Annotated in this window: 20 protein-coding genes and 1 pseudogene; 16 read left to right on the top strand and 5 right to left on the bottom strand. The window is 39.6% G+C overall.

Going from position 1 to position 22998, the window contains the following annotated elements; all coding sequences use genetic code 11:
• Positions 1–6 precede the first annotated feature (6 nt).
• On the bottom strand, positions 7–1254 hold the full coding sequence (locus KSK37_RS04450; RefSeq protein ID WP_425514005.1) for an amidohydrolase: 1248 nt from the start codon (positions 1252–1254) through the stop codon (positions 7–9).
• Between the two features lie 727 nt (positions 1255–1981).
• Here KSK37_RS04450 and KSK37_RS04445 point away from each other — a divergent pair.
• Genes KSK37_RS04445 through arsB form a run of 5 tightly spaced genes read left to right on the top strand, consistent with a single transcriptional unit; the run spans position 1982 to position 4993 of the window.
• Entirely contained in the window at positions 1982–2311 is a 330-nt protein-coding gene (locus KSK37_RS04445; RefSeq protein WP_217199692.1) for an ArsR/SmtB family transcription factor, read from the top strand.
• A 49-nt stretch (positions 2312–2360) separates the two neighbouring features.
• Positions 2361–2825 (top strand): DUF6428 family protein, encoded by a 465-nt coding sequence (locus KSK37_RS04440; protein ID WP_217199690.1) that lies wholly within the window; start codon positions 2361–2363, stop codon positions 2823–2825.
• Between the two features lie 11 nt (positions 2826–2836).
• Complete coding sequence (locus KSK37_RS04435; protein WP_217199689.1) at positions 2837–3328, top strand: GNAT family N-acetyltransferase; 492 nt, start codon at positions 2837–2839, stop codon at positions 3326–3328.
• Positions 3329–3353: 25 nt separating this feature from the next.
• Positions 3354–3977: a low molecular weight phosphatase family protein gene (locus tag KSK37_RS04430; protein WP_217199688.1), complete on the top strand. Its 624-nt coding sequence runs from the start codon at positions 3354–3356 to the stop codon at positions 3975–3977.
• Positions 3962–4993, top strand: a complete 1032-nt coding sequence (gene arsB, locus KSK37_RS04425; RefSeq protein WP_217199687.1) for an ACR3 family arsenite efflux transporter — start codon at positions 3962–3964, stop codon at positions 4991–4993. The genes KSK37_RS04430 and arsB overlap by 16 nt, the downstream gene beginning before the upstream one ends.
• Positions 4994–5276: 283 nt before the next feature.
• Here arsB and KSK37_RS14035 read toward each other — a convergent pair whose 3' ends face one another.
• Positions 5277–5726 carry a hypothetical protein gene (locus KSK37_RS14035; RefSeq protein WP_246566221.1) on the bottom strand — a complete coding sequence of 150 codons (450 nt, stop codon included), beginning with the start codon at positions 5724–5726 and terminating at the stop codon, positions 5277–5279.
• A gap of 813 nt (positions 5727–6539) precedes the next feature.
• Here KSK37_RS14035 and KSK37_RS04415 point away from each other — a divergent pair.
• Together KSK37_RS04415 and KSK37_RS04410 are read left to right on the top strand one after the other, a co-directional pair.
• The gene (locus KSK37_RS04415; RefSeq protein ID WP_217199686.1) at positions 6540–7289 is read left to right on the top strand and encodes a hypothetical protein; all 750 of its coding nucleotides are present in this window, start codon (positions 6540–6542) and stop codon (positions 7287–7289) included.
• 936 nt (positions 7290–8225) lie between these two features.
• A complete protein-coding gene (locus KSK37_RS04410) occupies positions 8226–8648 on the top strand; it encodes an META domain-containing protein (RefSeq protein ID WP_246566219.1) in 423 nt (140 codons plus the stop codon).
• 487 nt (positions 8649–9135) lie between these two features.
• Here KSK37_RS04410 and KSK37_RS04405 read toward each other — a convergent pair whose 3' ends face one another.
• Positions 9136–9579 (bottom strand): endonuclease domain-containing protein, encoded by a 444-nt coding sequence (locus tag KSK37_RS04405; protein ID WP_088360230.1) that lies wholly within the window; start codon positions 9577–9579, stop codon positions 9136–9138.
• A 663-nt stretch (positions 9580–10242) separates the two neighbouring features.
• Here KSK37_RS04405 and KSK37_RS04400 point away from each other — a divergent pair.
• Positions 10243–11952, top strand: coding sequence for a hypothetical protein (locus KSK37_RS04400; protein WP_217199682.1), 1710 nt, complete (start codon positions 10243–10245; stop codon positions 11950–11952).
• 61 nt (positions 11953–12013) lie between these two features.
• Here the strand turns inward: KSK37_RS04400 and KSK37_RS04395 are convergent, their stop codons facing one another.
• A complete protein-coding gene (locus KSK37_RS04395; protein ID WP_217199680.1) occupies positions 12014–12202 on the bottom strand; it encodes a hypothetical protein in 189 nt (62 codons plus the stop codon).
• A 143-nt stretch (positions 12203–12345) separates the two neighbouring features.
• Here KSK37_RS04395 and KSK37_RS04390 point away from each other — a divergent pair, with 143 nt between their 5' ends.
• The 8 genes and pseudogenes from KSK37_RS04390 to KSK37_RS04355 all read left to right on the top strand — a co-directional run bounded on the left by KSK37_RS04390 (position 12346) and on the right by KSK37_RS04355 (position 20800).
• Entirely contained in the window at positions 12346–12588 is a 243-nt protein-coding gene (locus KSK37_RS04390) for a hypothetical protein (RefSeq protein WP_217199679.1), read from the top strand.
• Positions 12589–12709: 121 nt separating this feature from the next.
• Positions 12710–12874, top strand: a pseudogene (locus tag KSK37_RS04385) (helix-turn-helix domain-containing protein); the annotation flags it as partial.
• 126 nt (positions 12875–13000) lie between these two features.
• A complete protein-coding gene (dcm, locus tag KSK37_RS04380; RefSeq protein ID WP_217199676.1) occupies positions 13001–14194 on the top strand; it encodes a DNA (cytosine-5-)-methyltransferase in 1194 nt (397 codons plus the stop codon).
• Positions 14195–14197: 3 nt separating this feature from the next.
• Positions 14198–15508 carry an MvaI/BcnI family restriction endonuclease gene (locus tag KSK37_RS04375; RefSeq protein ID WP_217199675.1) on the top strand — a complete coding sequence of 437 codons (1311 nt, stop codon included), beginning with the start codon at positions 14198–14200 and terminating at the stop codon, positions 15506–15508.
• Positions 15509–15525: 17 nt separating this feature from the next.
• Positions 15526–15951, top strand: a complete 426-nt coding sequence (locus KSK37_RS04370; RefSeq protein WP_217199674.1) for a very short patch repair endonuclease — start codon at positions 15526–15528, stop codon at positions 15949–15951.
• A 364-nt stretch (positions 15952–16315) separates the two neighbouring features.
• Positions 16316–17374 (top strand): DNA cytosine methyltransferase, encoded by a 1059-nt coding sequence (locus KSK37_RS04365; RefSeq protein ID WP_217199673.1) that lies wholly within the window; start codon positions 16316–16318, stop codon positions 17372–17374.
• Positions 17371–19473, top strand: a complete 2103-nt coding sequence (locus tag KSK37_RS04360) for an ATP-binding protein (protein WP_217199672.1) — start codon at positions 17371–17373, stop codon at positions 19471–19473. The genes KSK37_RS04365 and KSK37_RS04360 overlap by 4 nt, the downstream gene beginning before the upstream one ends.
• Entirely contained in the window at positions 19382–20800 is a 1419-nt protein-coding gene (locus KSK37_RS04355; protein ID WP_217200089.1) for a hypothetical protein, read from the top strand. Before KSK37_RS04360 ends, KSK37_RS04355 begins: the two co-directional genes overlap by 92 nt.
• 247 nt (positions 20801–21047) lie before the next feature.
• Here the strand turns inward: KSK37_RS04355 and KSK37_RS04350 are convergent, their stop codons facing one another.
• The gene (locus tag KSK37_RS04350; RefSeq protein WP_217199670.1) at positions 21048–22961 is read right to left on the bottom strand and encodes an ATP-binding protein; all 1914 of its coding nucleotides are present in this window, start codon (positions 22959–22961) and stop codon (positions 21048–21050) included.
• Positions 22962–22998 lie beyond the last annotated feature (37 nt).

Genomic DNA, 22998 nt, shown 5'->3' with positions numbered 1-22998 from the left:
ATTCAATTAAAATACGATATTTCCCTTGTGGATTAATGATTTTACATCTGATATTCTCGAAACTGCTTCGGCCGAACAGCTTGCATCCAGAAAAACCACACTTGCATCATCTCCCGCTTTGGGCCATTGCTGATTTCCCCTGTCATCCAGCGGAAGCACATTCGCAGTCGCCAGTTTTAAACATCGGGATAACAGAAATTCAGTAGACTGACCATACAGCTGTGCATAGAGATTGGCTTTTTCCAGAACACTTCCGCTTCCGAAGGTATTCCAGTGATCAACGATGCTGTCGTTTCCTGTAAAAACCGTAACGCCATGTTTCTGTAATGCAGGCAGAGGCATGATGAGGTTCCCGAAAGGAATGGTGGACACAATTCCGACCTTGGCATCTGCTAGTTTTTCTGCAGTTTTCTGCAGTGTATTCTGATCTAATTTTCCCAATACAAAGCAGTGACTCAGAAAAGTTTTTCCTTTCAAAGCCGGGTTTTCATTGACTTTATCAATTAAATAATGAACAGTTTTCAACCCCGATTCTCCTGTTTCATGAAGATGAATATCGATTCCTTTCTGATGATCCAAAGCCAGCTGCACCGTAAAATCAAGCGTCTTTTCAACCGATCCGTCCAGGCTGTATGGATCTACGCCGCCGATAAAGTCGATATTCATGGTTGCGGCCTCTTTAAGATAGGGGACTGAATTTCTGTAAAAAACACCATGCTGCGGAAACGCGACCAACTCGGCGCCGAAAGTTTTTTTTCTGTTTTCCAACGCGGTCTGTAGATTTTTCAGTGAATCTAATTTTGAGGTGGGCTCGATATTCACATGGCTTCTGGCAAAAGAGCTTCCTTTGGAATGGAGCAGTTGAATCATTTTTTCTGCTTTCTCAGTGGAAGTTTTCAGCAGTTCGGGCATCAGCTGTTCTTCCAGTTCAATCATACCTTTTACACCGCCTTTCCTTTTTCTCACTGCCTGCCATCGGTCGCCGTAGAACGTTTTATCCAAATGAATATGCATGTCCTTAAACGCCGGAAGCATCAGAAACCCTTTGGCGTCAATTGCTTTTGCACCGGTATTATTTGGAGCGATCTTTACAATCTTACCCTTTTCAAGTTCGATGAGAAACAGATCTGTTTTGGTGGAGGTCACTTCACCTTCTTCATATTGAAAACCGGTTTCGAGCCGGACATTTTTTAAGATTAATTTTTGGTCTGTGGAAATATTTTCATCATCAAAAATCGTGGTTGCCTTCATCATACCCGAAGTTAATGTTAAACCTGCCATTGCCAATGCAGAATTGAGGAGAAAATCTTTGCGGGAAGTATTTTTTGAAATATTCATATTCAGTTCTTTGATGCAAAATTATAAAGCGCAGCGCTAACACCTGGGTATTATTTATCCCAATATCTGTACAGTTTATTAAAAGTAAAAAGTTTTATCTGTGATCAGTTTTGAAGTTGACCTTATCCCGGATATCTTTCGAGAGGAGGGCGGTAACGTGATTTTCATTTGGTTAAGAGGGGAAATGCTTGAGGGCACACGGTACAATCGTGCGGCATCGGGGCCTAAGACACTTATTTTAATGAAAAAGAGGTTTTTAAATGAGTGTAGAGAAGGAACCTTGTCAAGGTTTCAAACCTTGACAAGGTTGAAGAGAGGACTCTGGCGGCACCGGCGTTTTTAGAATCGCCTGTTAATCTTTAGGGTTTAATTCTAGACGGAACCTTGTCAAGGTTACAAACCTTGACAAGTTGACCGGAGTTTTAGGCCTTCAACGGTTAGACGGTATCCGTAAAAGGCTCCTCAACGAAGAAAGGCTAAAAAACGGGTTGAAAAATAACCACGCGAAGGATTCTCTGAAACATCCTGTGGAACTAAAGTACAGAGCAAAGGGAAAAATTTTGAGTTTAAAAAGTGAAAAAAACCAGATCGTGTAAGGCTGTTTAATTTAATTATCGTAATATTGCGATGTAATTAAAATAAAATGGGCGTCACAAAAACTGAAATCTTCACAGCGCAACAAAACGGCTTAGCCACTGCATTAAAGGCACTGGCTCATCCGGCCCGCATAGCGATTCTGCAATACATCATTAAGCAGAATGCCTGCATCTGTAATGATCTGGTAGAAGAACTGGGACTTGCACAGGCGACGGTTTCACAACATCTGAAAGAACTGAAAAATATCGGCATCATCAAAGGCAATATAGAGGGAACTAGTGTGTGTTACTGCATTGATGAAAATGTCTGGCAGCAGCTTAAAAAGGAACTCAATACTTTCTTTGTAGATCACGCAGGCATTGATAAATGCTGCTAAGCATTTTTTTAAACAGATCTATCGCAATATAACAATTAAATAAAGAGCAATGAAACTTTCAGAAATCAAAGAAATCTTACCGGCACTGAATCATGTCGAGTTTCAGTTAGAGAACGGAACATCTGTACCGGAACACTTCCACGTTACAGAAATAGGAGTGATTACCAAACACTTTATTGACTGTGGCGGAACGATCCGACATGAAAAATCCGTCAGCTTTCAATTATGGAATGCAGACGATTTTGACCATCGGTTAAAACCTGCCAAACTGTTAAATATTATCAGACTGTCTGAAGAAAAATTAGGTATTGAAGAAGGCGAAATCGAAGTAGAATACCAAAGCGAAACAATCGGTAAATATGATTTAGACTTTAACGGAAAGTATTTTATACTGAAGAACAAACAGACTGCCTGTCTGGCGAGTGACGCCTGCGGTATTCCCGGAGAAAAGCAAAAGCTGAAATTATCGGAGCTGAATAAGGCTTGCTGTACCCCTGACTCGGGATGTTGCTGAACACCATAACCATGGAAATACAATTAATTACCAAAGATAATTTTTCCGAAGTTGAAGAAATCTATCAACAGGGACTGGCAACCCACACAGCGACTTTTCAGAACGGTTTGCCAACATGGGAAGAATGGGACAAAGGGCATCATGGCTTTTGCAGGATCAGCATTTACGAAAATAATAAAATGCTCGGCTGGACTGCGTTAACACCGGTTTCCGGCAGATGTGTTTATGCAGGAGTAGCAGAAGTAAGTGTTTATACAGCACAGGAAGAAAGAGGAAAAGGGATCGGTACAATGCTGCTGAATGAACTGATTAAACAGAGCGAAGCAAACGGAATCTGGACGCTGCAGTCCGGTATATTTTCAGAAAACCAAAGCAGTATCAGACTGCACGAAAATTGCGGTTTCAGGTTGGTAGGATACAGGGAGAAAATAGGAAAGAAAAACGGCATCTGGAAAGACAATGTACTCATAGAACGCAGAAGTAAAAATACCGGAACAGATTAACGGGAACCCAACAAAAAACAAATTTATGTATTCAGCATTATCAAAAACAATAGCGCAATTACAGCTGCAGAACTTCAGCGAAGAGCGCCAAGCCGTCCTCCAGCCGCTGATCGATGGTATACAGCAGAGAACAGACCGTCAGCAGGAAATAAATATTATTTTCATCTGCACTCATAATTCACGAAGAAGCCATTTAGCGCAGGTTTGGGCGCAGTTGGCAGGAGTATATTTCAACATACCAAATGTACATTGTTATTCAGGCGGTACAGAAGAAACGGCACTGTTTCCGAAAGTGGCAGAAACATTGACTGATCAGGGGTTCAGTATCTTCAAAATTGCTGACACCAATAATCCGGTATATGCTGTAAAATACAGCGATAATGCTTTACCTGTCATTGGTTTTTCTAAAAAATACGACAGCCTTTTCAATCCGGTATCGGCGTTTACAGCAGTGATGACCTGCTCTCAGGCAGACGGTGACTGTCCTTTTATTGCAGGAGCAGAAGAGAGAATACCTGTCACCTATGACGATCCTAAAATTTCAGACCACACACCGGAGCAATCCAGGGTATATGCAGAAAGAAGCATGGAGATCGCAAGTGAAATGTTTTATGTCTTTTCAAAAATCAGAAGATGCAGCCCCAATTAAAATTTCCTGACCGCTACCTTACCTTATGGATATTCCTCGCAATGGCATCAGGTGTGGGTTTGGGTTATTGCTTTCCCAATATTTCTCAGATGACAGACCGCCTGTCCATAGGCACTACCAACATCCCTTTAGCGATAGGGCTCATTCTGATGATGTACCCGCCATTGGCAAAAGTGGATTATACCTTATTGCCCAAAGCGTTCACGGATAAAAAAGTAATCGGCATATCCTTACTGCTGAATTGGGTCATCGGTACTGTCCTGATGTTTGGGTTAGCCGTTTTATTTTTACACAGCGAACCCGGCTATATGACAGGCTTGATCCTGATAGGTTTGGCAAGATGTATCGCCATGGTTATCGTATGGAGTGATTTGGCAAAAGCCAACAGAGAATATACGGCATTACTGGTCGCGTTAAACAGCATCTTTCAGATATTGAGTTACAGTTTTCTGGTATGGCTTTTTATCAACGTATTACCCCATAAATTGGGGTTAGCCGATTTCAATGTCAGTGTATCAATGAAAGAAATTACGAAAAGCGTGATGATTTACTTAGGTATTCCTTTTGCGGCAGGCTTTATAAGCCGTTACACCTTGGTACAATCAAAGGGTCTGGAATGGTATAACAGAACATTCATACCGAAAATATCGCCCATTACCTTATATGCTTTACTGTTTACCATCGTATTAATGTTCAGCCTTAAAGGCGATAAAATAATAGAATTGCCAATGGATGTGATAAAAGTAGCAATACCGTTAATCATCTATTTTGTACTGATGTTTTTCGTGAGCTTCTTTATCAGCAAATCTATGAATCTGCCTTATGATAAAAACGCATCCATCGCATTTACCGCCACAGGCAACAACTTCGAATTGGCAATTGCCGTTGCAATCGCTGTTTTCGGTATTCATTCTCCACAGGCATTTGTGGGGGTCATCGGTCCGTTGGTAGAAGTTCCGGTCCTGATCCTGCTCGTGAAAGCAAGCTTGTGGCTTAAGAAAAAATATTACAGATAAAGCGGTTCTCCAGTTGTTTTTTAGAATGGTTGTCCATCTTTTTGTGTATTAATTCCGGACGGAACCTTGCGGAACCTTGACAAGGTTGAAGAGAGAGGACCGGGGCGGCACCAAGGTTTTTAGGATCGCGTGCTGATCTTTTAGCAACCTTGACAAGGTTGACCGAGGGGACTTTAGCAGCACCGGGGTTTTAGAATCGCGCGCTGGTCTTTAGGAACCTTGTCAAGGTTCAAAACCTTGACAAGGTTGATTTGACCCGATCAAAAAACTGCTTACCTCAGCATTAAGAGGTGTGACACTCGGTTGAGCAAGTTTTGCACCCGTTGGATTTTGTATATGTTTTTTTTGCTTCCTTGAACGCCTCTCTGCAGGTGCTGAAGGTACCCAGATATTTTCTGTTGACGGTTGACGGCAGATGGGTGCAGGTTTCATGATGTACCTCATGGTCGCCGTTGCTCTGTGCGTTCTTATTTACATAGAAATTTTTCATTTGTTTATCATTGGTTAGTAGAACCAAATGTATCAAGATATTGAGGTAGAACATTACGGAAAACCGTAATTCGGGGGTTTTTATTCTGATGTCCCTAAGGGTTTGGGGAATTTCATGGTTGGAGCGTGTTAGTTGATTGGTGGCTTCGAGAGCCTCAGCCACCGCGAGTGCGAGACCTTTGGGAGCCTCAGGATCGTTCGCAAATGCCTCACTCGGTTCGGTGGCTTCGAGAGCCTCAGCCACCAGAATTGCGGACCCTTCGAGAGCGTCAGTGACCGGGGAATCGCTAGGGATGGAGTGTGTTAGTTGATTGGTGGCTTCGAGAGCCTCAGCCACCGCGAGTGCGAGCCCTTTGGTAGCCTCAGGGACCGGGGAATCGCTAGGGTTGGAGCGTGTAAGTTGATTGGTGGCTTCGACAGGCTCAGCCACCGGAAGTGGGGACCTTTCGAGAGCGTCAGGGACCGGTTGGGGAATGCCGGACAAAGTTAGAAGAATGGCAGTTACCGCATCGTGACGGGTAAAGCTTAATGAACTTGCCAAAGTATTTCATGACCCTCATAACCTGCAGGTCATTGATTCATCAGGTTTTTAACAGCGGTAGGCAGGCAAGCAATGTCGGCATAAACTACAGGAGACTATTCTTAGGGGTGGGGGGAGCATGCCTTCAGACCCTAAGGTATTGAACATCTCTCTTACCGTTTAGATTTACTGATCCTGAGGTCTTATTCACCGATGCTTCCGTGTTTTTAAAAGCATTAAAATATTTGCGCAGCGGTAGCGATTTCTGATTTGGAGATTATTATTTTATATCTGTCCTGGGGCTGTATTTTCCAGCCGAGATGATCCGGGATGCTTTACTATGGTCGGGTGGTCAACTGTTTGATCATCTTTGGGTTATGTTCATAAAAATGTGTAATTTGGCTTGTCAGATTATTTTTTTTAACAGCATGAAGTCATTTTCTATGAAGGGAAGATGGTTGTCCCTTAAGACAGACCGGAATCTGGCCGGGATGAGCGAGAGGAGAGAGGTGATTCATTTAAACAAAACACATTCTTATGGCAAAGCTAATTGGTCCCGAAGTGGTGACAGGTACGTATGATGGTGTTAACTATTATATCCGGGAGGGTGAAGCTCTGGCACGAATGGCCGGTGGCGGTTTTACCCGAGAGCGCATCCTGAAAGGCCAAAACATGGAGCGGGTGAAAGAAAGCTATACGGAGTTTGCGGGCTGTTCCAAAGTGAACCGGGCTTTTAAAACAGCGGTGAAGCCTTTTCTTTCCGGATACCGGGACGGTACGCTGCACCGCAGACTGATGCAGCTTTTTTTAAAAATTAAAGACGCAGACCTCTGTTCTGAGCGGGGGAAACGGTCTGTCCATCAGGGTATTTCCTCACCTGAAGGGGAAGCGCTTCTGAAGGATTTTATTTTTACGCCGAAACGGGCAGCGCTTTTTGCCTGTCCCTATCTGTTTGACCGGGAGACGCTGACTTTCAGTGTACAGGGCTTTAATATTCATCAGGCCGGCTTTCCGGAGACTACATCCCGTATACAGGTGACTGTTGGTGTTGTGCGGCTCGATTTTGAATCGTTTGCCTTTCAACAGGTGATCAGTGATTCCTTTGTTATTGACCGTGAATCTCCGGATGCGTCTTTTGAGATCGCTCTGGAAGCACTGCCTGAAGGCAGCGGACTGCTGTTCGCGGTGGCCAGGGTATCTTTTGAGGAGATTGTAGGGGGTGAAAGGGTGGTGATGATGAGTGAGGATGGGGTGGGGATTGAGGTGATGGAGGTGTGGAACCAATGACTGATCTTGGGAACCCAGTATAGATTACTTGAAGATTAAAGAAGCTTTAATATCGGCGAATTTTCGATTTCAAGATTTTTTTGTTTCATTCCGGTTAATGTTTGAGCGGAACAGACGATCCGCTGAGGTTTGATCGCCAAATTGTTTCTTTTACTTTTTGCTTCCTCTTTTATATTTTTTCAATGGAATCAGCGAACCGTTTTCAACGGTTTGTCTTGACGCAAAAAGTAACAAAAAAGTCAAGACTGGATTTATTTGCCTCATCTTTATTTATATTTTTATTGGAATCGGCGAACCTCCTTCGTCGGTTTGCCTCATCCTTGTTATATTTTTATTGGAAGAATCGGCGATCCGTCTATGACGGATTCTTAACGCAAATAACTCCTAGGTCGGGGTTTTTTCACTTTTCAGGAGATCAATTCTCCAGCCGATGCCTGAGGTTCTCGAAGGCGAAACTCCTTCGTCGTTTTGCCTCCTCTTTTCTTAATGTTTTAGTGGAATAGACGTTCCGCCTAGGGCTGATTACTAAATTGTTTCTATTACTTTTTGTCTTAACACAAAAAGTAACAAAAAAGTCAAGACTGGATCTTTTTGCTAAAAAATTGCTATTTCTTCTAAGAAAATCCCCAGAACTCGGGCGGATCGGAAGATTATGGCCCTAAGGGAAATTTTTTGCCGCCACTCAAACAAGGGGGATTTTTATGTTTGCTAATTGTTAGGAACGTTTCGGAAGAAATATCAATTTTTCTTCACGAAAAAATCTCCTAAGTCGGGTTTTCTGGAGATCAATTCACCACCCGATGCCTGAGGTTCTCGAAGGCAGAGGGGCTTCGAGAACCTCAGACACCGGTTCCTGACCCTTCGACCGGAAGTGCGGGACTTTAGCATGGTTATTGCGTGAGGGAAGTTATGAAAATAAATGTACCATTACCTATTATGAAAAAGCAAGTTTTATTACTCCTCGGGATCCTGTCATTAATTTTGATTTCCTGCAGTACGAGTACGGTTGTGAAGGATCAGAAATTATATGCCAATGCCTGGGAACTCGAATACATCACGGGACCGAGAATTACTTTCCAGGGATTATTTCCGGATACGAAACCTAAAATTCAGTTTATAGCAGGATCGGATATGATCACCGGTAACAGCGGATGCAACGGGTATGCTACCCGATTTACACTGAAGGGAGATATGATCTCTTTTGCTGATCCTCAACTCTCAACGATGATGTATTGTGGAGATGGGGAAGCTGTTTTCCGCAAGACAATGAAACAAATCGACCGTTATAGAATAACCGACGGAAAACTGGAATTTCTGACGGGAGACGTCGTCATGATGAGATTTAAACCGGCGCTGTAACTATTTAACGCATTTAAAAAGAGCAGGAAAATTAATTCCTGCTCTTTTTTTTTGGAGGTCACTGAGTTCCACCTGTTATCCGAACAGGGCTTTAAATATCTTGGGTTTTTTCCCGTGCTAAAACCACCCCGACCTTCCGGCAAGCCGTAAGGCCACCCCTCCAGCGGAGGGGAATATGCAGTTTTTTTATTGTAGGGAGGGATGAAAAAGAAACTTTCGTCTTTTCTCCCGCTAAAAACCACCCCGACCTTACTGCAAAGCCGTAAGACCACCCCTCCGGAGGAGGGGAATACGCAGTTCTTCTTTTGGAATGAAGGAATTAAAAAACAACTTACGGTTATTTTTTCTCAAAAGTTATATTACCGTTTTCGGGTATTATTCGGAATGTATCCTGATATTTCTTTGTGTTACTGTCTTTTATAATAGAACGTGATATTCCCCTCCCTTGGAGGGGTACCGGTACGCAAGAGGCGTAGCGGTGGGGTGGTTATTCCTTCCCATCATTATTTTCCGCATTTTTTATCCCATATTTCAAAATAATAAAATCTTCCAGATCTTTTAGGACCACCATCATGTTGTATAAGATATCATGGTTTGAAACACGGAAAACATTTAATCCATAAAGTTCCAAATCCAGCTGGCGTTTTTTATCGTATTCCGCAGTGTAATCATGAATCCATCCGTCGATTTCCACGACCAGTCCTAAGTCTTTTACATAGAAATCGACAATATAATTCCCGATAATCCTTTGTCGGTCGAAATCAATGCCGTGGAAGATTCCACGATGCACCTGTCTCCAGAACAGTACTTCACAGAGGATCCCGGCTTTCCGTTTTCCGGAAACCAGAGGTTTTAGCTTTGCGTTGTAGGGCAGATGCTCAACCCTGTGCTTTTGGATAGGTATTCCCCGAATGTAAGTTAAGGCTTCCATGACATTTATTTATAAAGATAAGTAATGGAAATTAATGAAAGCGGACGGTTTAACGTATGGTAGAGGCCACCCCTCCGGAGGAGGGGAATATGCGGTTCTTCTTTTGTGGGGTGGGATAAAAAAGAACTTTGCGTTTTCTCCCGGTAAAAAACCACCCCGTCCTCCGCCAGGGCGGATGACACCCCTCCGGAGGAGGGGAATATGCGTTTTTTCTTTTGTGGGGCGGGATAAAAAAGAACTTTGCGTTTACTCCCGGTAAAAGACTACCCCGTCCTCCGCCAGGGCGGATGACACCCCTCCGGAGGAGGGGAATAAGCGGTTCTTCTTTTGGAATGACGGAATTAAAAACAACTTACAGTTATTTTTTCTAAAAAGTTATAGTACCGTTTTCGGCTATACATCCCTGTCATTGATTATGTCGAATCTTTTAGATTATGAACACTAACCGGTCCGTTCCCACCAACTTGGACACCCCCTTTTCCGGTAAGTTATCAGTTCATTGTTTTATTTTGGATATTAATACTGACAAAATTAAGAGGTTTTAAATGGGATTTGTTTAATTATTTTAAGAAACAGGTGCAGAATGTTATGGTTAGCACCGTAGTTTTGTATATTTACCAAAACGTATAAAGTTCTGTATATAAAAAACCAAATGAATTCAGTATGAAAAAAAATTCCCTTCTTGTCTTTTTTGCGCTCAGTTTCGCAATAGGTTTCACCGCCAAAGCCCAGGTGGGCATCAACACTACAATGCCGCACGCCAGTGCCGCGCTTGATATTGTCTCTGAGGACAAAGGCATGCTCGTGCCGCGGCTTAGTTTGGTACAGCGCGGCAATATCAGCGCGCCCGCCAACGGATTGCTTATTTACCAGACCGATAATACCCCCGGTTTTTATTTTTATTCAGCCAGCCAGTGGCAGCGGCTCGCCGGTACCGGTGACGCAGCGGGCAATTATGTGGACTTAAGCACCGATCAAACTATTGTCGGTAAAAAAACTTTCAACTCAGATATTAAGGTTAATGGACATACGGTTGGAAGAGGAGGTGGACAAACTGCTACAAATTTATCCATAGGTGCAAACGCTCTTGCTACCAATACCACGGGTTACACCAATACTGCAGTTGGCCATCTAGCGCTATACAGCAATACAACAGGTTATGCAAACACTGCAACAGGTTCTAATTCGCTTGTTTCCAATACGACAGGAAATAATAATTCCGCTGTAGGGAATAATGCACTTCTTCTAAACAGTACAGGTTCCTATAATACGGCGGCAGGTACTGACGCCCTCTATAATAATACATCCGGAATTCAAAATACTGCAACCGGTTCCCGAAGTCTTTATCAAAACAGTACCGGCATTTTTAATACTGCAAATGGCTTTCAGTCTCTTTTTCGAAATACGACGGGCAGTTATAATACGGGTCTTGGATTTAACGCCCTTTCTGCCAATACAATTGGCCATCAAAATACTGCAAGTGGTTTTAGTGCGCTTACTTATAATACTTCAGGAAATAACAATACGGCCAGCGGATTCTCTGCGCTTTTTGCAAATACAACAGGTTTTAATAATACTGCAATCGGTATGCAGGCACTTTATAGTAATACAACAGGACAGAATAACACCGCACTTGGCAACTACGCGGACGTAACTGTGGGCACTATAACCAACGCGACCGCCATAGGTTATAGGGCTATGGTAGATGCCAGCAATAAAGTACAGATTGGCGATATATCCATTACCGCTGTAAAATTAGGTGGTAACTCCGCTGTGCTGGAGACTTCTCAGATTAAACTGACCGGAGGATCACCGGGCGCCAACAAAGTGCTTACTTCAGATGCTGCAGGTTTGGCGACCTGGCAAACCCCGGCTACAGGTACCACCATTTCCAGAAAACGTTCGGTTATTTTAGATGTTGCAAGTTTGGATGCCACGGCCGCTTTATCTGCTGTTCCGGGTACGAAAAAAATGATAGGCGGATGGCAGCGGCCTGTTCTCTCGCTTCCTGAAGGAAGCATTACGCAGTTCCAAACCCAAATTCCCATACCGGCAGACTGGAACGGCAGTTCTTCTTTTACCATGACCGTTCTTTACTCGTCGCCTACTACTTCGGCTAACTTTTCTGTCGCCTTCTCCTATGCGGCTACGGGAATAGATGATTCTACTGTGGTGCCTATACCGCTTATTTCTACGGTGGCTCCGGAAAGTCTTACTACTGCCAATGGTTTAATGGAGGTGAGCTATAATATACCCGCGAAAGCAACAGATAAACTTTTATTTATCTGGTTCAGACGCGGACAGAATCCTTCTGCCGACACTTCCACCAGCGAGATGCATATCCACGGCGTGCGCATTGATTATTTTGATTAAAAACAAAGGATTATGATTAGATTAACGGTACCTGCACATCAATGCACAGTACTGATCAGCATTAAACAGCCTGCATTTCGCAGGCTGTTTTTTGATGTTGTGGAGTAAATTTCTTCCGGATTTCAGAGCTTCCCAGTAAAACAGTTCTGAAAATTTCAGTTCTGTCCTCAGGAGTCAGTTCATTAAGTTTTTCGGTGTCGCGGAAAAACTTCATGAACGCTTTCGGGGTTATGTTTTCAGTGGTTTCCATGTATTAGGCTTTAATCTTAGTGTTCATCATATTGCAAATCTGGTGAATATTTCATATATTTGACATATAAAACACTGATAATCTGAAATTTATCAGTACAGTTGTCAAAATATTGAACTTAATAACCATTAAATAGTTTAGTCATGAATACGTATCTAAGTGAACAGCAAAAACTGAGTCATCCTTACTACAGGATCATGGAACTGAAGGGTGATGAACTGCACAGCCAATTGAACTCCTGGTCAAGGTCTGAACTGATCGACTGGCTGTGCTGGAATGACAGGAATGGCGTATACACCGACGAAGACTCTTTAAGGGAATTCGGAAATATACTCAGTAAAGATAGAGCAATTGACATAATCACAGAAATGATTAACGAACCTTAATCAATCAATGAAAAACAAAACTGATTTTCTGTTGAAGTCTACCTTACTGCCTGCCGTTTCAAGACAGGCCAGTTTATCAGGAAATCCGGGAAAAACGCACTTTAGTTAGGAACAGTTAGCGGAAAAAATGCAGATCACCCGGGCCACAATTTCCAAAAGAGAAAGCGGGGATTTCAACGGCAGTATTGATTATCTCTCCAAATTCGCATCCCTTCTGGATTTTGAAATTTATTCTGCAGCATTCTCAGCGGAGCATTGGATTTTTTTTGTTTGTAAAGTGACGTAATATCATTCTTCTTTTTTCAGAAAGTTTTCCGATTCCAGAGACCATAAGAAGACCTGTGAAGTTATAACTGTTAAAAATCAAACCCCCTACAGAGATTAAAAAAAAAATTCCGAAATTGCGTGCAGTATGAGCAAGAAATATTCGAAAATAAAAGAGAGCCTGAAATTTGAAGTTGTAAAGGAAACTGAAAACAACCTGGCATATCTCACGCATTATTTTCAGAACCATAAGAACGGGACCTCTCCGTATTATAAGCCTTTGGCCGAAAAACACCTGTATAATATTCATGAAAAACTAAATTTAGTCGCGGAGCCAGATTTTCAGACATATCTGCCCATCGAGTGGGATATACCATTTCCACCTGTTAAAAATCCGAAGTTCAGTTTTATCGATCTCTTCGCGGGAATTGGGGGCATAAGGCTTGCTTTTCAGAATTTGGGAGGCAAATGCGTATTCACAAGCGAGTGGGATAAATTTTCAAAGATGACCTACGATGCCAATTTTGGAAAAGTTCCGTTTGGTGATATTACACAGATATCAGAAGAAAACATTCCGGATCACGATGTCCTTCTGGCCGGTTTTCCGTGTCAGCCTTTTTCCATTGCAGGCGTTTCAAAAAAGAATTCACTCGGGAAAGCACACGGTTTTTTGGATGAAACTCAGGGGACGTTGTTTTTCGATGTTGCAAGGATAATTAAACATAAAAGGCCCAAAGCCTTCTTACTGGAAAATGTCAAAAATCTCATCTCCCATGATAAGGGAAATACATTCAGGATTATAAAGGAAACATTAAATGAAATCGGTTACAGTGTACATTATAAAGTGCTGGACGGAAAGTATTTTGTGCCTCAGCACCGGGAGCGTATCATGATCGTAGGTTTTGACAGAGATGTTTTCGGAGGAGAGGAAAATTTTGAGTTTCCCGAAATGCCCGATATAAAATACAGGATTAAAGACATTCTGGAAGAGGAAGTGGACCCTAAATATACCTTATCGGATAAGTTATGGAATTACCTGCAGGAATATGCAAAAAAACATAAAGCCAAAGGAAACGGTTTCGGTTTCGGGCTGACTGATTTAGACGGAATATCACGCACGATGAGCGCCAGGTATTATAAAGACGGTGCAGAAATTTTAATTCCGCAGGAAGGAAAGAATCCAAGAAGGCTTATTCCCCGAGAATGTGCCAGGTTACAGGGGTTTCCGGACAGTTTTATAATACCTGTGTCAGACAATCAGGCGTACAAACAGTTTGGAAATTCGGTGGTGACCCCGCTCATACAGGCTGTAGGGAAACAGATTACAAAAGTTATACTGTAAAATATGAATCTGCAGAATTTAAAATCGGTCTTTGCAGACTCCGGCTGCGAAAAGATTTATATAAAACATCTGTCAGCCAATGACAATTCCAAAAATCAGGTTTATCTTGGCGGCAGTTTTGAAATTCTGAATATTTTACCCATCACTGAAATTATAAATGAGGAGGCTGGTGACTGGAACAAGGAAAGGTTTAAAGCTAAAATAGATTTTTCCTGGATCAGTGAAGGCGGTAATATATTTCCTGCGCCCAAATCGCAGCTGATTCTCTATCCCAAATATCCTGAAGTTAGATTTTCCGGCTTTCTGGCAGGTGCCGAAAATGCGCCTTCCGGATTAATGACACAGCGTCTTCCGGACAGACTGCTGTTCATTTCAGTAACACGCGACGGAAAAATACTGGGATATGTTGCAGCGCCTGATTCACTGATTGCGGCTGAATTCAGTTCAGAAAAAGTCGCCGATCAGCATGGGGTCTTTAAGGTTATCGAACTTCCGGCAGTTAAGAACAGCAGAATCCGCCTTATACATGAGCTACTCCGCATCCATGAAAAGGGCTGGATCAGGTCAAAGAGGCTGGACAGAAACGGCAATATTCTGCCGTGCGAATCTTCCAACTGCGGTGGATATACTCTGGAGGCAGAACTTGGAATCACACCGAACGGATATTCCGAACCTGACTTTCTGGGCTGGGAAATAAAACAGTTTGGAGTGACAAACTTTTCCAGGGTAAACTCTCAGGTAATCACCCTGATGACCCCCGAGCCTACAGCGGGCATTTATAAGTCTGAAGGTGCAGAGGCATTCCTGAGAAAATACGGATATGCAGACAGAACAGGCCGGGAAGACAGAATAAATTTTGGAGGCGTCCACAAAGCGGGAGTACGCCACAGTTTAACGGATCTTGAGATGCAGTTGATAGGATTCGACAGCGAATCCGGTAAAATCCGGAATACGGACGGCAGAATTGCTTTGGTTGACCGTGCCGGAAATGAAACGGCTTCCTGGAGTTTCTCATCAATGCTGCTGCACTGGAACAGGAAACACAGTCAGGCATGCTATGTGCCGTCTCTATCTGCAAAGGAGCCGGAAAGGCAGTATCAATACGGAAGCAATATTATTCTCGGCAGCGGAACGGATTTTCAACTGTTCCTGCAGCAGATGGATGCCGGGAACATTTATTATGATCCGGGCATCAAAATGGAAAAAGCATCATCGAGGCCGGTCATCAAAAAGAGAAGTCAGTTCAGAATAAACTCCGGATTTCTTAAGAATCTGTATAAGGAAAACACAGTTCTGGATATGCTTAATCTATAAAATACCGTTATTGCTTAATGGCAGACAGACATACGGAAGAACAGCGAAGTTACAACATGAGCAGAATCAAAGGTGCCAATACAAAACCGGAGATTCTGCTCAGAAAAAGACTGTTTGCTGAAGGTTTCCGGTACCGGATAAACGATAAAAAACTGCCTGGTAAGCCCGATATCGTTTTAAAAAAGTACAGAACCGTCATTTTTGTTAACGGCTGCTTCTGGCACGGGCATCAAAACTGTAAATATTTTGTTATTCCCAACACACGCACGGAATTCTGGATGAATAAAATTAACGGCAATATTGATCGTGATTTAAAAAATGAAGAGGCACTGATCAAACTCGGTTGGAAGGTGATTACCGTTTGGGAATGCGATCTGAAGAAAACAATGCTGGAAGATACCGTTCAAAGAATTACTGACCGACTTCTGACAAGTAGTCTGTAAGTATAGCAGACTTTTCTTTCTGATACAGAAAATATATAATAAATCTTTTTACCGCTGTCATGAACCTACTCGTTATTTTATAGCAATTTTAAAATAGATCCTTGAAACTTCCTGGTATGTTTTCTCAAAGTATCCTCCACTCACAGAAACGGTAAATTTAATTCAGCAAAATGTATTGTTTTTTTATAAAAATAATGGAATATAGAGCACCAAGATCCAATGCAGGACTCATATTATCAAAAAAAAAGTAAAACTTAACAGTAATTTACCTCCTATATTAACAAATTTTATGAGAAATCGCAGTTGTCTGCGTTTTGAATCCTTTTTTTACATATTTTTGTGATTAATGGAAAAATTCGTATGAATGTCAAATAAAAGAATTAAAGCTGTCGATTTTTTTTGTTCTGGAGGAGGAATGAGTTTTGGAATGCAGGAGGCTGGAATAGAAATTCTTGCAGGCATTGACTTTGATGAAAAATGTAAGGATACTTATGAAGCTAATATTAAAGGTGCTGAATTCATTCATGAAGACGTTTTTAATTTAAAAGAAGAGCAGCTTGAAGAAAAACTTTGTTTAAAAAGAGATGATGATGACCTTCTCTTAATTGGCTGTAGCCCCTGCCAGTTTTGGAGTATTATAAATACGGATAAAACAAAGTCAGCTAAATCAAAAAACCTTTTGATAGAATTCTCCCGTTTTGTAAAATATTTTCGTCCCGGATATGTTGTTGTCGAGAATGTTCCAGGTGTTTTGAGAAGAAAAGAAGAAAGCGGTTTAGATGAATTCATTGACTGGCTAAAAAATAACGGCTATGAAAATCCACATTTCAAAGTCCATAATGTAAATGATTATGGTGTTCCGCAAAACCGCAAAAGGTTTACATTAATTGCAACCCGTATTTCTCAGGATGAAATTAAGCCTTTAGAACTAGGAGGGAAAAAAGCTGTTGTAAGGGATTTTTTAGGTACGGATAAGGGGTTTTCTAAAATAGCGCCTGGACATAAGGATGATTCAGATTTTCTTCATACCGTTCCGAATATTAGTGATCTCAATAAAAGAAGACTGCAAAAAGTAGATAAAGACGGAGGTGACAGACTGGGATTTGCAGATGACCCAGAGTTACAGTTAAACTGTTTTGAAGGGAAAGATGACTCTTTCAAAGACACGTTTGGACGCTTATGGTGGAATAAACCTGCTCCGACAATTACTACCAAGTTTTTCAGTATTTCTAACGGTAGATTTGTACATCCGGAAGAAGACAGGGCTTTATCTATAAGAGAGGGAGCCACATTGCAGTCCTTTCCGTTAACCTATAAGTTCAAAGGAACAAGTGTTGCAAATATAGCCAGAATGATTGGTAATGCCGTACCACCTAAATATGCTACTGCGATTGGAAAGGCAATAATAAAAAATCATAAATGAAAGTAAATTTCTCAATATCACCACGTATTTTATCACATCTTGGAGAAGATCTGATAAAAAATGAGAGCATTGCTTTGTTTGAGTTGATAAAAAACTCATACGATGCTTGTGCGAAGCATTGTATTGTTGATTTTAACTTCCAAGACGGAAAATTAAGGTCACTTACTATTGAAGATGATGGTTTCGGGATGAGTAGTAAGATTATCAAAACTGTATGGCTTGTAGTAGGAACTGATAACAAAAAGAAAAAGCTTGAACCAAACGAATGTGGGAGAATACCCTTAGGTGAAAAGGGTATCGGAAGATTGAGTATCCATAAGTTAGGAAATAAAATAACATTGATTTCCAAAACAAAGGGAAATAATGAGATTGAATTATCTATTGACTGGAATAAACTCTCAAGTGCTAAAGATATTAATGACTTTCCCATACAATTAATTGAAAATGTAAAACCAAAAACATTTTTAAATTCCGTAGGAACCAAAATAATCGTAGAAGATCTTAAAACGGATTGGGATAGACGCCAACTTCGAGAAGTTCATAGAAATATTACTTCTCTTAATAGCCCGTTTTCTGATGGTAATGATACATTTAGTGTTTTAGCAAAAAGTAATTCAAATGTTTTTGAAGGATTACCTGATTTTGAAGATATAAAAAATAATGCTCTTTATTTTGGTCATTGTAAGATGCATGGCGGAGAAATCGTTGAATTTAAATATGAGTTTAAACCATGGAGTTCGCTTGACAGAGTTGATTCGGGAAGAAAGTTTGAATTGAAAGACTTACTTGATGAAGACAAAATAATTAAAAAATGGAATTCAGATACAAGGAAATTTGAAGATATTGATCTGGACGAGAGTAAAGTAGGTACTATCGAATTTGATCTAATAATTTTTGATACTGATGCCCAAATATTCAGCTATGTAAATACCGAAAAAAAATCATTAAAAGATTACTTAAGAGAAAACGGAGGTGTAAGGGTTTATAGAGATGGTGTACGAGTTTACAACTATGGAGAAAGAGATAATGATTGGTTAGGTATTGACTTAAAAAGAGTTCACAGGGTTGGGGGAAACGTTAGTAATAATATTGTTATTGGTTCCGTTAAAATCAAAAGAGATTCCAGTACCGGACTTGTTGAGAAGACAAACAGAGAGGGTTTTATTGAAAATGAACATTATTTTGATTTTGTAGAAGCCGTAAATTATGCTCTCTCTTTGATGGTAAGAGAAAGAAATATAGATAAAACCTTACTTACAACTTTATATAAAAAGCATCGCTCCATTGAACCAGTATTATCTGATCTAAATGAGGTAATGACACTTGTGGAAGAGAAGGTCAATGATAAAGAAATAAAAGATGAAATCTTAAAATATTTGTACAGAGTTAACGATCAGTATAAAGAAGTAAAAGAAGTCCTTATCAAAAGTGCAAATGCAGGATTAAATTTGGGAATTGTAATTCACGAATTAGATAAATTGATTGCTGAACTTACAGGTTGTATTGAACGAAATGATAAAGATAAAGCAATTAGAATTTCTCTTTCACTAGAGAAAATTATACGAGGATATTCTGCAATGTTGAAAAAATCAGATATCCGATTAAATTCTTTACGTGAAATTGTTTCAATTGCTTTAGATAATTACGAGTTCCGATTTTTAGACCATTCGATTAATATTATTTCTAACTGGAAAAATTCAAGTCTGGAAGCCTATTTAGCAAAAGCAGAGGCTATCTCAGTTGTTACGAATTTATTAGATAATTCTATTTTTTGGCTTAGTTATGCCAGAAAATCTGACAGATATATTTCTGTTTTTATCACTGAACAAATTAAAGGTTATAACTCAATTATTGTCTCAGATAATGGCCCTGGATTTAGTTTGCCTTTGGATGTAGCTGTAGAACCGTTTCAAACAGGAAAGCCTCATAATATTGGTTCCGGATTAGGTCTTCACGTAGCCAAGGAAATGATGATGGCAATGAAAGGTAAATTGTTATTAATATCAGATGAAAATGAGATTGATTTTCCAAAACCTGTTAAGGATAATAAGGTCACTAAAGCAATTGTTGCTCTCTGTTTTCCAAAAGAAAAACAATAAAGATATAAGAAGAAGTATGTTGCAAGAATTTATTACAAGCGCATTAGTTATTGATGACGACTTTGAAGAAGTTAAAGATTTGATCTCTTATTTGGAAGATGAAAAAGATATCTGGGCAAGATATTTTTCTCCTTCCGATATCGAATCAAAAACAAATTCCTTTAATAACAGAAAGATAATTTTTCTTGATTTGTATTTGGATGACTCAAGAAGCAGCACAGACAATATTGCTTTAATTAGAAAATATTTTAAATCAATAATAGGAGAGAATTTTGGTGCTTATGGAATTGTCTTATGGACAAAGCACACTAATCATTTTGAAGATTTTTGTGATAAAATATTTCAAAAAAATAATCCATTTACACTTCCTTTGTTTGTCATACCTCTAGATAAAACAAAATATAAACGGCAAGGAAATTATCAGGGAGTTCTAGAGGAGTTAGAGGAGAAATTGAAGAAAGATGTTGCTTCCTCATTTTTTGTTGAATGGAACAAGGCAGTAAAAATAGGATCTGATAACACTATTACAACCTTATATAATTTGTTCGATACCAATGATAAAAAAAATAAACATTTAGAAGCTGTTTTATATTCGTTAGCACTGAATTTTACCGGAATACCAAAAAACAATGTAGAAAACTATGATCTACAGAAGGATTTGATAAAATCTTTGATGGACACATTACAGTTCGAAATAACTAATTCTTACAGTGGGGTTAAAGAATTGTTTACACAACAGAATAACCTTCAGTTTAATGAAACACCTGATGAAAAATCTAAAGTATTTTCAAAGCTAAATTCATTATTGCTCCTAGATTTACAAAACTTGTCTCAAAATTCTCCTATTCCAGGGAATGTTTATGAGATAATTGATCAAACCTCACCACTTTACATAAAAGAATTGATCTATAAAAAGAATAATGAAGACATAGATATTCATTCAGATTTTAAAGATTTGAAAAAACGAAGGATATGTATAGAAATAACACCTCCTTGCGATTTCGCCCAAAACAAAAAGCAATCACTTTCAAGAATTGTTGGAGGATTGCAAATGGACTTTAGTAAAGAAATCTTGAAGGGAAATAACAGTCCATATAAAACTGATAATTTTTATACTTTCTTATATCCCGTAAGTATTGAAGGATTTGAAAAGCCTCAGATGATCATTTTTGACTTTTATAGATTTCAGACAATTAATGAAAGTGACTTAAAAAATAAAGATAAGTTCAAAATAATCATGAAAACTAAGGATAAACTTTTTGCAGATGTTCTACAAAAATTATCTTCACACACAGCCAGATTGGGTATAGCCGTTTTATATCCGTAAAGATTTTTTCTTGATATTGCAAGATTACGGTGTGATTGCTACCTACGAGAGTATAGAAAATTTGTGTTTTTGATTTAAAAACTCACAATTTGACGCAAATAAAATTGCAGAATTAAAAGTTATTGGCTACAATTGGATAAACTTCAAAGTGGAATTCTTCCTCTTCTTTACAATCAGTGCTATTTAAAACAAAATATTCTTTCGAGTTATTATAAAAACTTTCAAAAAAAGTCTATCGCGCTGTTTATTATAAGGCAAATTTCGACTGACGGTGATATAGTTCCATCCCAGGAATGTCGTCGTACCTTTCGTTCAGCCTTTTTCTTAAGTTAAAAAGTCTGGCTTCTGCCGTATCTACGATTTGAGAAAATAAGCAGATTTGAACCTTGCCGTTTTCCTTTCCATGTTCATCTTTAATAGACTGTATTGGCTGAATTTTCTCACTAAACGTTTCTCCCACAACAAATGCGTTTATATAAGGCATTCCTATAATAGTTCCGCTACCAAGAAAATCTTCTACATAATTTACGGCTTGATTTCGCTCATCTCTACTTAATTTAAAACCACCTCTTTTTAACTCAATTATGAGAATTCTGTCTGTGGTATTAAGTTGACTCTCATTATCAATCTTTTGGGTGCCTGTTATCGAAAAGGTTGAGTCTCCTTTAACAACGATATCAGGTCTCTTTCTGTAATTTTTAAATACCTCCTTATTGATTTTATTCCCGAATACTTTTTCAATCGTTGTGTGTAGTTGGTTATTCGAAGAATATTCTGGAGAATCAAATTCAGGTCCAAATATCCATCTAGCACTCGCAATCAAAGGATGCAAAACATGAAGCTCATCAACACTTTTGTCATTCCCTAATTTTCTGATAGCCTCAATTACAGAAATTCTGTTGTCAATTTCATCAAGGACTGTAAGTGCATCTTTAATAGACCATTTATCAAGCAATTGATTCAAACCGTCGATATCCTCATCGGTAAGTACAGACAGTTTGAGCAAAAGCTCACTACCACTTCTAGTTTTTTCTAAACTAATAACGGTCTCTACCGCTAAATTTATTGCTTCTTGTCTTGCTGTAGGATTATTTAGCGCTAATTTTTCTATAACTTCATTGAATTCATATTTTCCAAGAGGACTTAATGAACCGTATTCTTCTCTGTACTCATCTTTAATTTGTTTTGTAGTTTCTTCAATATTTTCTAATGCAATCCTCGAAAACATTTTTTGGACTATTTCATCTACTTTATCAAAAACCTTATCAAGCTCTTTTTGATTCTTAAAACCAGTCCAATCTTCCCTAATGTATTCTGCTAAGTCATTTGTTTCAACAACAACTGAATATCTTTTAGCATGCTTTGTTCGACCGTCAAGAACCATGTTTTTTCCTACTATCCAAGACGGTTCTCCGACCAGACGACCTCCTTGCCAAAATGCGATACCTTGATATAGAGTTGATTTTCTACTTTTTTTAGAATCTATTAGGTGAATTTTCAGCTTAATTTTGTCAATGTTCGCCTCTTCAGTAAAAAGTAGACCATTATGCTCTTCTAATTGAATGGTTTGTCTATTGATAGAAACGGTAAATTTTGGATCGTGAAGGAATCTAGCTGAGATTACTTCCAAGATTTGCTCGGCTTTGGGGAGATTTTTTTGAACTTGTACAACAAGTTTTGTTCCTGTGGTTTTTGAATTTTTGAAATTTTCCGATTTAATGATGAAAGGTTCCTTTTCGCTTTTTGTTGTAATAACAAAATGTGATTCCTTTCCCTCCTTGTTTGTGATGACCTCGTATATTTCATTAAAACAAAGCATTCCATGTCTTCCAACTCCATTTCGTCCGTATGCATATCTTTGCAGATCAATGCCCTTAGGAAACGTAACTTTTTTACCTTGATGTTTAATTCTGTTATAGCCTAATTTCATCCACCGGTTATAAAATTCCTCTGTGGTAAGTCCAACTCCATTATCTTCAATAATCAAGTTTTGGCCTTTCTCTTCAGGAATAAAAATATCTACCGTAGTTGCACCAGCATCCCAAGCATTTGCAACTAGCTCTGTCAATGCGATTTCTGGCGAATTAGCAAGGTTTCCTAATGTTCTGATTAGGTAATCTTCCTCAAATAATAAACCTTGTACAATGTTTTCGTTATTCATTTAGATTTGTTTTTTATAAATATTGAGGGAATATTTA

It is taken from the genome of Kaistella soli (assembly GCF_019038595.1).
In the GTDB taxonomy this organism is placed as follows: domain Bacteria; phylum Bacteroidota; class Bacteroidia; order Flavobacteriales; family Weeksellaceae; genus Kaistella; species Kaistella soli.
The sequence above is the reverse complement of the archived record's forward strand: the minus strand, read 5'-3'. Positions and strand labels throughout refer to the sequence as shown.

Bases quoted from the DNA above. Each gene is read 5' to 3' on its own strand.
- KSK37_RS04450 (WP_425514005.1), bottom strand. From the start codon at position 1,254: ATGATGAAGGCAACCACGATTTTTGATGATGAAAATATTTCCACAGAC.
- KSK37_RS04445 (WP_217199692.1), top strand. From the start codon at position 1,982: ATGGGCGTCACAAAAACTGAAATCTTCACAGCGCAACAAAACGGCTTA.
- KSK37_RS04440 (WP_217199690.1), top strand. From the start codon at position 2,361: ATGAAACTTTCAGAAATCAAAGAAATCTTACCGGCACTGAATCATGTC.
- KSK37_RS04435 (WP_217199689.1), top strand. From the start codon at position 2,837: ATGGAAATACAATTAATTACCAAAGATAATTTTTCCGAAGTTGAAGAA.
- KSK37_RS04430 (WP_217199688.1), top strand. From the start codon at position 3,354: ATGTATTCAGCATTATCAAAAACAATAGCGCAATTACAGCTGCAGAAC.
- arsB (WP_217199687.1), top strand. From the start codon at position 3,962: ATGCAGCCCCAATTAAAATTTCCTGACCGCTACCTTACCTTATGGATA.
- KSK37_RS04415 (WP_217199686.1), top strand. From the start codon at position 6,540: ATGGCAAAGCTAATTGGTCCCGAAGTGGTGACAGGTACGTATGATGGT.
- KSK37_RS04410 (WP_246566219.1), top strand. From the start codon at position 8,226: ATGAAAAAGCAAGTTTTATTACTCCTCGGGATCCTGTCATTAATTTTG.
- KSK37_RS04405 (WP_088360230.1), bottom strand. From the start codon at position 9,579: ATGGAAGCCTTAACTTACATTCGGGGAATACCTATCCAAAAGCACAGG.
- KSK37_RS04400 (WP_217199682.1), top strand. From the start codon at position 10,243: ATGAAAAAAAATTCCCTTCTTGTCTTTTTTGCGCTCAGTTTCGCAATA.
- KSK37_RS04395 (WP_217199680.1), bottom strand. From the start codon at position 12,202: ATGGAAACCACTGAAAACATAACCCCGAAAGCGTTCATGAAGTTTTTC.
- KSK37_RS04390 (WP_217199679.1), top strand. From the start codon at position 12,346: ATGAATACGTATCTAAGTGAACAGCAAAAACTGAGTCATCCTTACTAC.
- dcm (WP_217199676.1), top strand. From the start codon at position 13,001: ATGAGCAAGAAATATTCGAAAATAAAAGAGAGCCTGAAATTTGAAGTT.
- KSK37_RS04375 (WP_217199675.1), top strand. From the start codon at position 14,198: ATGAATCTGCAGAATTTAAAATCGGTCTTTGCAGACTCCGGCTGCGAA.
- KSK37_RS04370 (WP_217199674.1), top strand. From the start codon at position 15,526: ATGGCAGACAGACATACGGAAGAACAGCGAAGTTACAACATGAGCAGA.
- KSK37_RS04365 (WP_217199673.1), top strand. From the start codon at position 16,316: ATGTCAAATAAAAGAATTAAAGCTGTCGATTTTTTTTGTTCTGGAGGA.
- KSK37_RS04360 (WP_217199672.1), top strand. From the start codon at position 17,371: ATGAAAGTAAATTTCTCAATATCACCACGTATTTTATCACATCTTGGA.
- KSK37_RS04355 (WP_217200089.1), top strand. From the start codon at position 19,382: ATGAAAATGAGATTGATTTTCCAAAACCTGTTAAGGATAATAAGGTCA.
- KSK37_RS04350 (WP_217199670.1), bottom strand. From the start codon at position 22,961: ATGAATAACGAAAACATTGTACAAGGTTTATTATTTGAGGAAGATTAC.